The 14,101-nt window shown below is 56.5% G+C and carries 13 protein-coding genes; 8 read left to right on the top strand and 5 right to left on the bottom strand.

Annotated elements, in window-relative coordinates; all coding sequences use genetic code 11:
• The first annotated feature begins 86 nt into the window (after positions 1-86).
• Both N554_RS0115000 and N554_RS0114995 read left to right on the top strand, forming a co-directional pair.
• Positions 87-1,169: a mandelate racemase/muconate lactonizing enzyme family protein gene (locus tag N554_RS0115000; RefSeq protein ID WP_029584216.1), complete on the top strand. Its 1,083-nt coding sequence runs from the start codon at positions 87-89 to the stop codon at positions 1,167-1,169.
• A 60-nt stretch (positions 1,170-1,229) separates the two neighbouring features.
• Positions 1,230-2,015: an IclR family transcriptional regulator gene (locus N554_RS0114995; RefSeq protein ID WP_029584215.1), complete on the top strand. Its 786-nt coding sequence runs from the start codon at positions 1,230-1,232 to the stop codon at positions 2,013-2,015.
• A gap of 241 nt (positions 2,016-2,256) precedes the next feature.
• On the opposite strand, the gene N554_RS0114990 is transcribed toward N554_RS0114995, so the two are convergent.
• The 5 genes from N554_RS0114990 to N554_RS0114970 form a co-directional block, all read right to left on the bottom strand.
• Positions 2,257-3,012 carry an ABC transporter ATP-binding protein gene (locus N554_RS0114990; protein ID WP_029584214.1) on the bottom strand — a complete coding sequence of 252 codons (756 nt, stop codon included), beginning with the start codon at positions 3,010-3,012 and terminating at the stop codon, positions 2,257-2,259.
• Between the two features lie 12 nt (positions 3,013-3,024).
• Positions 3,025-3,921 (bottom strand): ABC transporter permease, encoded by an 897-nt coding sequence (locus tag N554_RS0114985; RefSeq protein ID WP_197033589.1) that lies wholly within the window; start codon positions 3,919-3,921, stop codon positions 3,025-3,027.
• Between the two features lie 75 nt (positions 3,922-3,996).
• The gene (locus tag N554_RS0114980) at positions 3,997-5,271 is read right to left on the bottom strand and encodes an ABC transporter substrate-binding protein (protein WP_036053245.1); all 1,275 of its coding nucleotides are present in this window, start codon (positions 5,269-5,271) and stop codon (positions 3,997-3,999) included.
• Between the two features lie 59 nt (positions 5,272-5,330).
• On the bottom strand, positions 5,331-5,822 hold the full coding sequence (locus N554_RS0114975; protein WP_029584211.1) for an acetyl-CoA carboxylase biotin carboxyl carrier protein: 492 nt from the start codon (positions 5,820-5,822) through the stop codon (positions 5,331-5,333).
• 16 nt (positions 5,823-5,838) lie between these two features.
• Positions 5,839-6,639 carry an IclR family transcriptional regulator gene (locus N554_RS0114970; protein ID WP_210165379.1) on the bottom strand — a complete coding sequence of 267 codons (801 nt, stop codon included), beginning with the start codon at positions 6,637-6,639 and terminating at the stop codon, positions 5,839-5,841.
• Between the two features lie 164 nt (positions 6,640-6,803).
• On the opposite strand from N554_RS0114970, the gene N554_RS0114965 reads away from it, so the two are divergent.
• From N554_RS0114965 to bioB, 6 genes are all read left to right on the top strand, one after another.
• Entirely contained in the window at positions 6,804-8,165 is a 1,362-nt protein-coding gene (locus N554_RS0114965; RefSeq protein WP_029584209.1) for an acetyl-CoA carboxylase biotin carboxylase subunit, read from the top strand.
• Between the two features lie 3 nt (positions 8,166-8,168).
• Positions 8,169-9,611, top strand: a complete 1,443-nt coding sequence (locus N554_RS0114960; RefSeq protein ID WP_029584208.1) for a pyruvate carboxylase subunit B — start codon at positions 8,169-8,171, stop codon at positions 9,609-9,611.
• 26 nt (positions 9,612-9,637) lie between these two features.
• Positions 9,638-10,477 carry a 3-oxoadipate:acetyl-CoA acetyltransferase gene (locus N554_RS0114955; RefSeq protein WP_029584207.1) on the top strand — a complete coding sequence of 280 codons (840 nt, stop codon included), beginning with the start codon at positions 9,638-9,640 and terminating at the stop codon, positions 10,475-10,477.
• Between the two features lie 62 nt (positions 10,478-10,539).
• Entirely contained in the window at positions 10,540-11,901 is a 1,362-nt protein-coding gene (locus N554_RS0114950) for an MFS transporter (protein WP_029584206.1), read from the top strand.
• A gap of 11 nt (positions 11,902-11,912) precedes the next feature.
• Complete coding sequence (locus tag N554_RS0114945) at positions 11,913-12,671, top strand: SDR family NAD(P)-dependent oxidoreductase (RefSeq protein WP_029584205.1); 759 nt, start codon at positions 11,913-11,915, stop codon at positions 12,669-12,671.
• A 315-nt stretch (positions 12,672-12,986) separates the two neighbouring features.
• Positions 12,987-14,000 (top strand): biotin synthase BioB, encoded by a 1,014-nt coding sequence (gene bioB, locus N554_RS0114940; RefSeq protein WP_051677505.1) that lies wholly within the window; start codon positions 12,987-12,989, stop codon positions 13,998-14,000.
• The last annotated feature ends 101 nt before the right edge of the window (positions 14,001-14,101 follow it).

Below are 14,101 nucleotides of genomic sequence, written 5' to 3'. Positions count from 1 at the left end.
TTCGATTGCCGCTAGCTTGACAGCTAAAAAACTCTTCGTCTACAAAAAAATGGTACAATACATTCCGGAAAATGAAACGGCGCAGAATGACCCATTCAAATGGCTCCTCAATCCGGCTCGCCGCAGCAAAGCTTCAGCTGCCGCTAACCGTCCCTTACCGCCTCGCCTTTGGGGAGCAACGGCAGTTCGACGTGCTGCTCGTGGCGGTCATCAGCGAGCAAGGAATTGGATGGGGGGAAGCAACGATCTTGCCCGGCTACACCGATGAAACTGTCGAAGACAGTTGGACGATCGCGGCCGAGCTCTCGCATTGCAAAACGACCGGGGAATTGAAGGCAAAAGCGAATGCTCATCTGCATCTCGCACCTTTTACCGCGACTGCATTTCTGACAGCGCTCGACTGGCTGAACGGCCACCAAAGTCTGAAGCGCACCGGCCGCTTCGAACTGCTCGGAACGGTCAACGGGAAAAGTGATAAAGTTGCCGAGCTCGAAAAGGAAATCGAAGCGCTCATTGCGAAAGGGTATAAAACTTTAAAGGTCAAAATCGGTTGGGAGCCCGATGCCGATCTGCAGCAGGTGGACGCTGTTCGACGCATTGTCGCCGGCCGCGCCAAAATGCGCATTGATGGCAACCAAGGCTATCGGCGCGATCAGGCCCTTTACTTTCTGCGAAAGCTCAATCCAGCCGGAGTCGAACTGGTCGAGCAGCCTTGTGCCGCCGGAGATTGGGATTCTGCCGTTGCACTTGTCGGCGCAGGAGATGTTCCGCTCATGCTTGATGAATCAATTTACACTCTGGAAGATATTGATCGCGCGGCCAAACTCGGGTGTGCGGATTACATCAAACTCAAGCTTATGAAGCTTGGTACGCTCGACACGCTTGAGAAAGGCCTCCGGCAGATTGCCGATCGCGGCATGAAAGCGGTTCTCGGTAATGGCGTTGCAACCGATCTCGGATGCTGGATGGAGATGTGTATTGGTCTAGACCGCGTCTCAACTGCCGGCGAAATGAACGGGTTTTTGAAAACGCCGGTACAGCTTCTTGCACCCTCGTTGAGGTGCGAGGGCGCCACAGTCGTACTGGATGGAGGTCCGAAAAGCATCGATTTGAAAGCCCTTGCTCACAACACAATCGAGCGTGTGGGCGCTTGGAGCGAACTGGACTAATGTACGATTGCCGCTCTCGAATATTGGGTAGACTTGGCGCACCTTGCAAAGGATTAAGAGATGCTGGCTAATCCTGATGATGATTTTCGTGACGTCGCGAAATCGACTGCGATTCAAAAGGCCGTTCGGCTGATGCAAGCGATCGCCGCAGCGAACGAACCCCAGCAACTCGCGGAGCTGGCCGAACACATCGGAATGCCTAAACCGACAGTTCACCGGTTGCTTTCGCAACTTGAAGAGGTTGGAGTGGTGGGCCGCGACCTTGGCGGAAAAGGCTATACCGTCGGAGCCACGTGGCTACAGCTTGCCATCGATGCACTCACGGTTCGTGCGCGGCAACCGGTTGTCCATGGGATCATGCGGAAGCTGGTCGATCAGGTACAAGAATCCTGCAATCTTGGAGTGCTTCAAGATCACGAGGTTCTTTATCTCGAACGTGTCGAATGCGACTGGCCGCTTCGTATGCAGCTACACGCCGGCTCGCGCGTGCCGATGCATTGCACAGCATCCGGAAAACTTCTGCTGGCCCAGATGAACGCCAAAACACGACAAAGGCTTCTTGCGGGTCTTCATCTACGGAAGTACACGAGTAATACCCTGACCGATCCGGACCAACTGGAAAAAGAATTCGAGACGATTCGGAATAGTGGAATTGCAATCAATAAAGAAGAATATCATTTGGGACTTATAGGCGTGGCCGTCCCGATCCGGCGAAGCGACCAAACTGTTGTCGCAACACTTTCTATCCATGCACCCAGCTTTAGAATGTCAGTGGAAACCGCGTTGAGCTATGTACCGCTGCTGGAAAAATCCGCATCTGAAATTGCCATTGAAACGAACCTCTAATAGCCTCTCATAGTATTTTTTTGGAAAGCTTGTCAGTTAAGAACTGATCCCGTTTCGGTGAAAGCTTGTCAGGCGAGAACTGACTCCATCCACCGACGTAGGTTTCGAGTGCCTTCGCAGCGCCATTAATGTCGTCGCGGCTGCAACCTGTGCGCATGTTGTTGCATTTAGCATGCCTGAATTGCCGCGCCACCGATTGCGGCTCGCCACCAGGTCGGACCCGGCGGGACCTCTTCTTCGTTCAGAATTCATCGTGCACCAGTCCACGAAGCTGCTTTTTAAGCGACAGGTATCGCGCGTCGTCCTCGTCACGCGGGCGGGGAAGTGAGATATCGATGATTGCCTTCACCCGTCCGGGTCGCCTGGTCATGACGATCACCTGGTCCGCAAGTTTGATCGCTTCGTCGATGCTGTGAGTGACCAGCATCACCGTCTTCGGCTCTCGTTGCCATATGCGAACGAGTTCGTCCTGCATCGCGCTGCGATTTTGCGCATCCAGCGCGGCGAATGGTTCATCCATCAACAATACTTCCGGCCGTACCGCGAGTGCCCGCGCGATAGCGACGCGCTGCCGCATGCCACCGGACAACTGATGCGGAAAGCGCCCTTCGAAGCCTTGCAAACCGACGAGATCGACATGCAGGCGAATGGCCTCCGCCCTTTTATGCGAAGGGAGGCTCTTCATTTCCAATCCAAACCCAATATTTTGCGCGACAGTTAGCCAGGGGAACAGCGCATATTCCTGAAAGATGATCGTGTTTTGCCAGCCTGGCTTAGTGATCGCGCGCCCATCGATCGTGATCTGGCCGGAGGTGGGCTGCTCAAATCCTGCGGCCATGTTCAGAAGAGTAGTCTTGCCACAACCGCTATGGCCAAGAATGGCGCAGAACGAATTGTGTTCGATTTCGAGTGTGACGTCCTGCAGGGCGACAACGGTGTTATCGGATGCTGGATTGCCATACATTTTTGTAACGCTCTTCACGGCGAGATGTCCCATAGGCTGGTTCCCTCATTCCGACTGCTGCGCCGACCAAGGCAATAGCCTGCGCGCCGTGTCCCTCAAGGCTAAATCGATCGACAGTCCAACGATGCCGATCGTCAACATCCCGACGACGATGATGTCCGTCCTCAGGACGCTGCGTGCATCGTTGATGAGAAACCCGAGGCCGGAGCTCGCGCCGACGAGTTCCGCCGCGACCAGCGCCATCCACCCGACACCAAGACCAATCCGAATTCCGGTGACAATCTGGGGGAGGGCCGCCTGCAATACGACCCTGGTCAGGACGCTGTATTCTGATGCGCCGAGACTTCGGGCCGCGCGCACGAGATTCCGCTCGACCTTGCGGACTCCATCGATCGTATTGATCAGAATCGGGAACACCATGCCGAGAAAGATGATGAATTCGTTCTGCTCGTCGCCGATGCCGAACCACAGGATGCTGAGCGGGATCCAGGCCAAAGGCGGAATCGGCCGCAACACCTCGATCACAGGGTCGAGCTGGGCGTGGATCAAGCGGAACCATCCCATGAACAGGCCGAGAGGCACTGCCGCCAGCGCGAAAAGAAATGCGACGCCCTCACGCTTCAGACTTGCGAGGAGGTGATAACCGAGCTCTCCCGATACGATCATCAAACCAGCCGTCTTCGCAACGACGCTTGGCGCGGGCATCAGCACGGCGCGGTAGGGATCGATGCGCGGTAACCAGACAGTCGAGGTAAACTGCCAGATCGCAACGAGAACGACGAGGGTCGCGAGCTTGGGAAGGTATCGAAGCGCCTGAATTGCCCAGCCGGCGATCATCAGCCGCATCGATCGTGGGCTCACTTCCGGCTTGACGCTGGAGTTTTCAAGCGGCGCCGCGGGTCTGTCGGAGGTCTGCGTAGCCGTTGCGCTGGATCGGTCCATCCATTCCATTCCTTCGGCAGCAGATCAGAGGACTCGGTGAATCCTGGAAATCCTCGGACCTGTCTGCGATGAGAACTACGGCTGATACGTTTTTCCAGCGAATGTCCATTCCCGGGTCAAGTCGCCGGGTTCCGGCCACGGCTGCGGCTGCTTGAGCGTCTCGACATTGGGATAGGGGGGATAGGGCAGGTGGCCGACTTTGCCCGGCCAATTTGCAGGGATAAACGACGGCTTTGTCGGTATCGCCCAGCCAAGTTTCTCGTATGTTTTTTGCATGAAACGTGGGTCAAATGACTGCGCGTAGTCATCGGCCGTCAGCGACCTGGTGATTCGGTTGCGCGCCTTTAGCCAGTTCGCGATCCGGGCGTCTTCCTCTCCCCAGAACCGGGCAAGCGGATAGCTGTAAGTCGGTTTGTAGAGGTTATTGTAGAACCGGATCTGCTGGAGAAGTAGTTCGCGGCCGTAGTTCTTCAGCATCGGTTCGGCGGCCAGGAAATCCGCCGCCTTCTCGGGATACATGCGAATCCAGAGCGATGCTTCGATAAACGCGTCGCTGATGGCCTGGACGACGTCGGGAACGTTGTCGATCAGCTCCTGCCTGACATAGAAGCGGCCTTCGTAGAAATTATACGCGAAGATCGTGTCGATCTCTTTGCCGTTCTTTCGCTCCTCGGTCATGATCGTAACCGTGGGTTCCCACGGCACCACGGCGGCGATGCCCTGAGCCATGGTCATCTGCTCTGAAGGCGGCATGTTTTTCAAGATGATGTCTTTGCCGATCACGAGACCGGTCGCTTCCGCCGCTTGCGTGAAATAGAACTCCGCCGATGAACCCGTCACGATGCCGATCGTCGCCGGCGGATTGCTTCCCTTCAGATCGGAAAGCGTCTTCAACTTGCTGTCCTTTGGCGCGACGGTCGAGTGCTTCAGGTTCGGAGCGACCACCGCGAGCGCCTTGACCGGGATGCTGCGATCGATCAGCGATGTGAATGGAAAGTTTCCTCCGTTGCCGACCTGAGCCCTTCCCGCGGCGACAGCCTCGTTGACGTCAGGACCGGCGGCGAATGCCTGGAATTTGGCTTCGAGACCGCGCTGTTTCAACAGGTCGGTTTTCGACAGCACAACATTGATCGTATTCTGACCCGAGAACGGGCCTTGCCAGCCGAAGACGACCGGCCACCATCCTTTCTGCTGCAGCCATGCGACCGACTTGTCGGAAATTTTTTCGTAAGGCACTGGCCAGCCCCAATCGGTGAACCGCTTGTCTTCGGCATGGGCTTGATAACCGGCCAACGAAGGCAGAATCGCAGCCGCCAGCGCGACAACCATCCAGCGTCTCGTGATACGCATCGTTATTCCCCCCTTGGGCGTTGATCATGTCTACGTCGCCGTGCCGCTCGGCATCTTCTTTAAGCAACTTCCTTGATGACAAAAATGACGCGTCCGTATTCGACGAGTTCAGCGTTTGTCGCGCAGATATCGACAACCCGTCCGCCAGTTTCAGCATAGACGGTCGTGAACAATTTCATGACTTCAATGATCGCGAGAGGGGCACCGGGCGCGACAATGGTTCCTATTTCCACGAACGGAGCTGCTTCAGGAGAAGCTGCCCGATAGAATGTGCCGACCATTGGCGCACGTATTTCGATCGTCCCTGCTATTATCTTTGCCGAATTCGGCGGTGCGCTCGGTTGTATTGCCGTAGCCGGGAGCTCCGCTACACGCGTCGCGACAGCATGCGGAGCGGGCGCAACGTGGATTGCCGGAAGGTCGCCCGTGTTTCGCGCGCCGTGGCGCCGAAGGATCAGCTTCAATTCCGGGGTTTCAAGCACTACCTCTTCGCAGGCACTCGCATCGACGATTTTTATGAGATCCGCCACCTGATCGTAACGCAACGCCATCTCCTGACTTCTCCAGTTATTTTTTTTCGCCTCGAATAAGTGGTTCAGAGGCCCGGTCGAAAGTATCGGCCATCCGCTCTGCGGCGGCGCGGAGGAGCGGGACGCATTGAATCGCGCGTTTCATCGACATGCGGGCCAAAGGCGCGGAGACGGCAAGTCCGGCGGCGACGCCGCCATTCTGCGCGCGAACTGGAACGGCGACACAGACGACGCCCGCCAGAAATTCTTGATCGTCGGTGGAGTAGTCTAAGGCCCGGATACGTTCGAACTCGTCTTCGAGCTGCGTCGGATCCGTGATTGTGTGTTCGGTATAATGGTGAAGCGGCGCGATCTTGAGAAGGCGCTGACGCTGAATCGGCGACATAAAGCTGAGGAACAGTTTTCCCATGGAGGTGCAGTGAAGCGGCACGCGCGAACCAGGCTCAAAGCGCAAACCGAACGGCCAAGCAGCCTCAACGCGGTCGAGATACATGAGATGATTGCCAACCCTGATCCCGAAATTGCACGTCTCGCCGATCTCCTTGGAGAGAGCCTCGAGAATTGCGCGGCGCGGTGCGGTTCGCGCCGATACCGACACCACGCCAAATCCGAGGCGAACAAGGCGCGCGCCCGGCACATAGCGGCGGCTTCCAGGTTCGCGTTCGAGGAAACCATCGCTTTCGAGCATATGCACAATGCGGTGTGCGGTAGGCTGTGGCACGTTCAGTAACCCGCTGAGTTCTGAGACGCTGAGAGCTCGTTCCGCCTGCGCAATCGCCTCAAGAAAAGCGAATGGCTTTAGTGTGGAAGAACTCCCGCCAGCGTCGTCCAGCCGCACGACTACTTCCGGTACGACGGCAAGCTCTGGCTGCGGACGGCTGCGTTTTCCAGTTGTCGCTTTGTCTGATTTGCGCATGGATTATCATAAACTGATAGGAAAAAACTTGCAATACGGATTTTGTGGACACAATATTGAATATCGATCCGAAAATCGAATTCCAGATGGGAGAGACAGTGAAACGAGTTCTCGTCGCAAACAGGGGGGAGATCGCGCTTCGGGCGATACGGGCCTGCCGTCGTCTTGGGATCGAAACCGTTGCTGTCTATTCGACGGGGGATACCAACTCTCCTCACATCTGGGCGGCCGATCGGGCAATCTGCATTGGTCCGCCCGCGGCGCGAGACAGCTATCTAAAGGCTGACGCGCTTCTAGAGGTCGCGAAAGCGACGGGCTGCGACACGGTGTATCCGGGATATGGCTTTCTTTCCGAGAAAAGCGCGTTCGCGTCTGCTTGCGCGGATGCGGGTCTCACCTTCGTGGGGCCGCGAGCCGATCAGATCGCGCTGATGGGCGACAAGGTCGCGGCGCGTCGCACTGCTGCATCTCTCGGCGTTCCCGTGGTCCCAGGATCGGAAATTGGATTCACAAGCGCGCTCGATGCCGCGCCGTTTGCGCATCAGATCGGTTATCCCCTGCTGCTCAAGGCGACCGGGGGCGGTGGTGGACGCGGTATGCGGATCGCCTCGTGCGCCGCCGAATTTGCGCCGCAGTTCGAGCAGGCGACCGCGGAGGCGGAGGCGGCTTTCGGGCAGCCGGAAATTTACCTGGAGCGGTTCTTTTCAAAGGTGCGACATATCGAGATCCAGGTCTTCGGCGATAGACATGGAGGTGCCGTTCACCTTTGGGAGCGCGATTGTAGTGTTCAGCGTCGCCACCAAAAGCTTGTTGAGGAGGCACCATCACCCTCACTCCGACCCGAGATACGGCGCAAGATGGCGGAGGCGGCGCTTGCGCTCGTTCGCGGCATAAAATACGAAAATGCAGGTACGATCGAATTCATCTACGATACTGAATCAGGGCAGTTTTTCTTTATCGAAATGAATACGAGGATCCAGGTCGAACATCCTGTGACCGAGATGATTTTTGATGTGGACCTCGTGGCTGAGCAGTTCCGGGTCGCTGCCGGCGAAAGGCTTTCCTTCGGCACGCCTGCCGAGCCGAACAGCCGCAGCGCGATCGAATTCAGGATCAATGCGGAAGACTCGAAAAACGGTTTTCGGCCGTCGCCCGGCATGTTGACGACTTGGCGACCGCCGAGTGGTCCGTCAATTCGCTTCGATACCCACGTCTATCAAGGCTATCAAGTGCCGCCTTTCTACGACTCCATGCTGGGCAAGCTGATCATCGTAGAGAACAGTCGCAATGAAGCGATTTCATCTGCGCGTGCGGCCCTGCGACGGTTCGAGGTCAGGGGTGTGCCCACGACTGTGCAGTTTCATGCAGAGTTGTTATCGAGACCTGAATTCGCCGCGGGCGACGTGCATACGCGCTGGGTCGAAAACAGTTTTTCAGAGGCGGAGTAGACATTGAACACCAAGACGGTTCGGTTGATCGACGTAACATTACGCGACGCGCACCAGTGCCTTTGGGCGACGCGCATGACAACTGCTATGATGGCGGATCTGGCGCCGCGGCTGGATCGCGCAGGATTCGAGGCGATCGACCTTGTTGGCGGCGCTGTCTTCGATGTTTGCGTTCGCTACCTACGTGAGGATCCTTGGGAGCGGATGCGCATTGTGAGCGGCTGGATGAAAGAGACGCCGCTGATCGTTATGACGCGTAGCCAAAGTCTATTTACCTTCGAGTTCTTTCCTGACGACATAGTGGCGTTAACTGCCGAACGCATTTTCGCCAACGGCATCCGATACCACACGCCATATGATGCGCTAAATGACATGCGAAACATGGAAGGGCCGGTTCGAGCGGCCAAAAGAGTCGGCCTCTACACGGCGGGCGGCATAGTTTTTACGGTGAGTCCAGTTCACACCGATGAATATTTCGTAAGGAAGACTCGCGAGCTGATCGCGCTTGGAGTTGATGCGATTTACCTGAAGGATGCGAGCGGTCTGTTAACGCCAGAGCGCATAGAGACGCTGATTCCCGTTCTCAAGGGGGTCTGCGGAGACTTGCCGCTTCAACTCCATTCGCATTGTCTTACAGGACTCGCTCCTTACGGGGCGATCAAGGCCGTAGAACTTGGTGTTGATGTCGTTCATACCGCGACCTCGGCGCTTGCCAACGGTGCTTCGCATCCATCGACGGAACAGTTTGTAGCAAACGCCCAAAGGCGTGGGTTTGATGTTGACCTGAATTTGGGCCCCGTTGAAGAAGTTGCCGAGCGGCTTCGCTATATAGCAAAACGCGAGGATAAGCCGCTTGGGGTGATCTCCGAGTACGATGCCTTCCACTACGAGCATCAAATGCCCGGCGGCATGATTTCCAACATCAAGTCGCAACTTGAGGCGCTTGGTCTTGGTCATAAGCTTCCCGCAGTCTTGGACGAGGCAGCGCGCGTGCGTCGGGAGCTCGGCTATCCGATAATTGTTAGCCCTTTCGCACAGTTCGTCATGACGCAGGCAGTCCTGAACGTTATGGGCCAGGAACGCTACGCCAATGTGCCGGACGAGGTGCGCAAATATGTACTTGGACACTACGGCGAGGTGGCCGGTCCAATCGATCAGAATATTTTTGACCGCATCACGCGCGGGGAGAGTCCTATAACGGCTCGGCCCGGAGACCTTCTCGAACCGGGGATCGCCAAGCTGCGCCGCGAACGCGGGCCCTTTATCTCTGACGACGATCTGCTGTTGGCGGCTTTTTATCCTGACTCGGTCGTGAGGCAACTGCGCGGCGCTGGACCGATCAACACGGATTATCCGCTTGCGGACACGCCGCTCGCGACGCTTCTTAAGGAAGTTGCGTTGCGTAGAGATATTCGGTCTTTCCACTTGATCCAGCATGCTTCGTAAATCGAACAGGATAGCAAGGTCATAGCATGAGTGAGCCTGTCATCATTACCGTCGCGATTACCGGTGCCATCCCCCGCAAGGCGGATTCGCCGGCGGTGCCGGTCAAACCGAGCGAACAGATCGAGTCGATTCACGAAGCTTTCGAAGCGGGAGCAGCATTGGCTCATATTCACGTGCGCAATCCGGACGAGAGCCCAAGCTCGGACCCGGATCTTTTTGCTGAGGTGCAGGAAGGTGTGCGGAAACATTGTCCTGGTATGATTGTTCAGCACTCGACCGGGGGCCGGGGCCGTAGCCAGTCGGAACGAGGGCGTTGTATCGCCCTTCGGCCCGACATGGCGTCGCTGTCGACAGGCTCGGTCAATTTTCCAAACCAGATCTATGAAAATCCGCCCCAACTCGTCGATGCACTGGCATCGAGCATGCTGGAAAATAACGTCAAGCCTGAAATCGAGGTCTTTGACGCGGCGATGTTGTATAACGCAAAGGCTCTGCTCCAACGTGGTTTGCTGAAGGCGCCGGTTCACGTTCAGTTCGTGATGGGCATTCCCAATGCTCTCCCGGGCCGGAGGAAGGTTCTCGAGTTTCTCGTCTCGGAGCTGCGCGAATTGATGCCGGACGCGACTTGGACCGGGGCAGGCATTGGCCGTCATCAACTCGAGATGAACCAGTGGTGCTTCGAACTCGGCGGACATACCCGAACCGGTCTCGAAGACAATCTCCGCTTCGATAAGACGCGCCTGGCTAGCAGCAATGCTGAGCTTGTCGCGCGAGTCGCCGATCTGGCGCATCAATATGGGCGTCGCGCGGCAACTCCGGCTGAGGCACGGCGGATATTGTCCCTGCCGTCGGCAGACAGCACCTAGCCGGTCCAGCAATTTTCAAGGAAAGAATGCGCACTAAAATAATAATCAAAGGGGAGGATCAAATGAGCGATAAACATGTCGAGGAAAAAGTATCGATCCGCTTGGTGGCATTTGCCAGCTCCGTCGGCGCCACGATTGAATGGTATGACTTTTTCCTTTATGGCGTTGTGACTCCACTGGTCTTCAACAAGCTGTTCTTTCCAAATTATGATCCGGTGGTTGGGACGTTGCTCGCCTATGCGACATTCTTCGTCGGCTTCATTTCCAGACCGATCGGCGGAATTATTTTTGGCCACTATGGTGATCGCGTTGGCCGTAAGGTCGTCCTGGTTCTTACCCTCCTCATCATGGGGTTGGCCACATTCCTGATCGGACTTCTTCCCACCTACGAATCGATCGGCATCTGGGCGCCGATTCTCCTCCTGCTGCTGCGCGTCTTTCAGGGCATCGGCATTGGCGGCGAGTGGGGCGGCGCAGTCCTGATGGCAGTCGAGCATTCCCCGGACAACCGTCGCGGATTTTACGGCAGTTGGCCGCAAATCGGCGTTCCGGCGGGATTGCTGCTGAGCTCCGGCATGGTTGCGCTGCTGTCGCTCCTGCCAGATGCTTCATTTCTTGCGTGGGGTTGGCGGGTTGCCTTCCTTCTCAGCGCGGCTCTCGTTGTAGTCGGCTTGTATATCCGCCTGAAGGTGCTCGAGACCCCCGCATTCGCACGTGTTAAAGAAAGGCAGCAGGAGTCAAAAGCGCCCTTCTTGGACCTCCTGCGCACCCATCCAAAAAACATACTTCTTGGACTCGGGGCTCGCTACATCGAAGGTGTCACGTTCAATATGTTCGGAGTCTTTTCAATCGCCTACGTTACGACGGCGCTCGGAATGCCCAGACAGGTGGCGCTGTTTGGCGTGATTATCGCTTCCGCGATCATGATCGTCATGCTGCCGCTCTGTGGGATGCTGTCGGATCGGTTCGGCCGCCGTAGAGTATTCGGCGCCGGCTCTCTATTGATTGGTCTGCTGGTTTTTCCTTCATTTTGGATAATGGAGTTGCGCTCACCGGGGCTTATTTGGCTGGCGATCGCCATTCCCTTTGCGTTCGCGTATCCGCTCGTCTATGGGCCGCAAGCCGCGCTGTTCGCCGAACTGTTCGACACGCGTGTTCGCTACACCGGAATTTCGTTCGTCTATCAGTTCTCCGGAATCTTCGCGAGTGGGTTGACACCGTTGATCGCGACCGAACTTTTGCGGATTAACGACAATCAACCTTGGTATATCTGCGCCTACGTTCTCGTGGTCAGCCTTATCAGCACGCTGTCGGTGTTTCTCATTCGAGAGACGCACAAACGAGACATGGTTGTAGACGAGGCTACACCTCCCGGAATTATGCCTGCGGACGGCGTAGTGAAGGTCGTTCCGAGAGCAGGCTGAGGATATTTGAAATGGAACTCGGTCTCCGGGGTCGTATCGCATTCGTTACTGGCGCCGCCGCCGGAATCGGAGCCGCTATCGCAAATAGCCTCGCAACAGAAGGATGCATTGTCTGGATCGCTGATCGCAATGGTGAGGAAGCGGAACGGACTGCTGCTTCCTTTAGAACAAAAGGCCTCAATGCGCGAGCTGTTCTCGTCGATGTCACTTGCGCCGCCGCCCTCACTGAGGCGGTCAAGTCTGTCGTCGAACAAGATCTGCGGTTGGATATATTGGTCTGCAATGCCGGCATATTGAGCACGGGATTGTTCCAGCGGTCTTCAAGTGCTGAATGGGAGCGTGTCATAGCCGTCAATCTTCACGGCGTTGCCAATTCTATACGCGCGGTCTTAGATACAATGATTGCGCAGGGACATGGGAGGATTGTGAATATCGCATCTATATCGGCCACGCGCGGGGGCGGCTCGATTGGTAACGTTCTCTACGGCACGAGCAAAGCCGGTGTCGTTGCTCTGACGATGGGACTGGCGCGCGAGCTCGGACCGTCTGGAATCACTGTCAATGCGATCGCGCCCGCAGTCGCCGACACTCCGATGACACACTCGAGCCTTACTGCGGAATCGGTCGACCGTATTGTATCGCGCATACCCCTACGCAGGTTAGCGACTGCTGCGGATATCGCAGACGCGGTAACCTTCCTCGCTTCGGACAGGGCGAGCTTTATCAGCGGAGCAGTGATACCAGTCGATGGCGGACTCCTCACAACTTAAGAAACGTCGTCGCATCGCTCGTAAGGTGATCGTTATCAGTCCTGACTTGATCCTGTTCCACCTCGTGTAATGTTGAAGGTCTGGCGAGTTCAGAATTTGTGGCTCGAGAGCAGATGACCATTGGGCGCAGCTAGGAAATACTGGCTGGGGCTGGGGCAGCGTGCTCCCATACTCCATCGCAGGCGGCCGACTATCTTGTGGGACTTCAGTTTGAAGTCCGCGACTGCCAGATCAGCTTTTCTCGAATAGGAGCCGTCGATGATACAACAGGTCGAAACGAAACGATCTTCTTCAGCCTCGAACAGCGATCGTAAAATGAAGGAGAACAATTCTCCCCAAGGGAGGGATTTGCTCACGATCCGCCATGACTGGTCGAGCGACGAAACTCTGGCGATCTACGATTCTCCCTTCATGGATATGGTCTTCAAGGCACAAACGATCCACCGCGCCGTGTTCGATCCCAACAAAGTACAGTTCAGCAGACTCCTGAACATCAAGACCGGCGGATGCCCGGAGGATTGTGGCTACTGCAGCCAGTCCGCCCATCACGACGTCGCGCGTCATGCATCCAAGCTAATAGATCCGGTGCGAGTGATCGAGCAAGCAAAGGCGGCATTGGCTGCTGGTGCGACTCGATATTGCATGGGTGCAGCCTGGAGATCGCCGAAGGCGCGCGATATGGCGCCAGTGATCGAAATGGTCAAGGGCGTAAAGGCACTGGGGATGGAAACATGCATGACTCTGGGCATGCTCAGCGCAGAGCAGGCGCGCCAACTCGCCGACGCAGGCCTCGAATACTACAATCACAATATCGACACATCGGAACGATTTTATGATCAGATTGTCACGACGCGCTCTTTCGCTGACCGCTTGAATACGCTCAGGCACGTCCACGAAGCGGGTATGAAGGTCTGCTGCGGCGGCATCCTCGGGTTGGGAGAACAACCGCTCGACCGCGTGGAAATGCTGAGGACGCTTGCGAATCTTCCCGAACATCCGGACAGCGTGCCCATGAATATGCTGATTCCAATTGAAGGGACGCCACTCGCCAAGGCCGAACCCGTCGATCCGATTTCCTTTGTACGCGCCGTCGCGTTGGCGAGGATCCTAATGCCGATGTCCGATATTCGGTTGTCTGCAGGGCGGACTGCGATGACCGATGAAATGCAGGCGCTTTGCTTCCTGGCCGGGGCCAATTCAATTTTCATCGGCGACACGCTTCTGACCGCGACCAATCCCAGCGAAGACAAGGACCACCACTTGCTTCGGCGGCTCGGCATGGAAAGAGCGGAAGCAAGGACGATGGTGACTTTGTCGGCGTCGACTTAACTGTCGTCGCTCCGAATCGTGGCAGTCAATTCAGGAGCGGAAAGAACTGATCTTGAGGTTTGGTAGCGATCCATCCAACGGACGAAGCTGAGTGCCTTATT

Origin of the sequence: Bradyrhizobium sp. URHD0069 (genome assembly GCF_000701345.1) — a bacterium.
In the GTDB taxonomy this organism is placed as follows: Bacteria; Pseudomonadota; Alphaproteobacteria; order Rhizobiales; family Xanthobacteraceae; genus Bradyrhizobium.
The sequence above is the reverse complement of the archived record's forward strand: the minus strand, read 5'-3'. Positions and strand labels throughout refer to the sequence as shown.

What these genes read in the sequence shown, in the direction of transcription:
- N554_RS0115000 (WP_029584216.1), top strand. Translation starts at nt 87, where the DNA reads ATGACCCATTCAAATGGCTCCTCAATCCGGCTCGCCGCAGCAAAGCTT.
- N554_RS0114995 (WP_029584215.1), top strand. Translation starts at nt 1,230, where the DNA reads ATGCTGGCTAATCCTGATGATGATTTTCGTGACGTCGCGAAATCGACT.
- N554_RS0114990 (WP_029584214.1), bottom strand. Translation starts at nt 3,012, where the DNA reads ATGGGACATCTCGCCGTGAAGAGCGTTACAAAAATGTATGGCAATCCA.
- N554_RS0114985 (WP_197033589.1), bottom strand. Translation starts at nt 3,921, where the DNA reads ATGGACCGATCCAGCGCAACGGCTACGCAGACCTCCGACAGACCCGCG.
- N554_RS0114980 (WP_036053245.1), bottom strand. Translation starts at nt 5,271, where the DNA reads ATGCGTATCACGAGACGCTGGATGGTTGTCGCGCTGGCGGCTGCGATT.
- N554_RS0114975 (WP_029584211.1), bottom strand. Translation starts at nt 5,822, where the DNA reads ATGGCGTTGCGTTACGATCAGGTGGCGGATCTCATAAAAATCGTCGAT.
- N554_RS0114965 (WP_029584209.1), top strand. Translation starts at nt 6,804, where the DNA reads ATGGGAGAGACAGTGAAACGAGTTCTCGTCGCAAACAGGGGGGAGATC.
- N554_RS0114955 (WP_029584207.1), top strand. Translation starts at nt 9,638, where the DNA reads ATGAGTGAGCCTGTCATCATTACCGTCGCGATTACCGGTGCCATCCCC.
- N554_RS0114950 (WP_029584206.1), top strand. Translation starts at nt 10,540, where the DNA reads ATGAGCGATAAACATGTCGAGGAAAAAGTATCGATCCGCTTGGTGGCA.
- N554_RS0114945 (WP_029584205.1), top strand. Translation starts at nt 11,913, where the DNA reads ATGGAACTCGGTCTCCGGGGTCGTATCGCATTCGTTACTGGCGCCGCC.
- bioB (WP_051677505.1), top strand. Translation starts at nt 12,987, where the DNA reads ATGAAGGAGAACAATTCTCCCCAAGGGAGGGATTTGCTCACGATCCGC.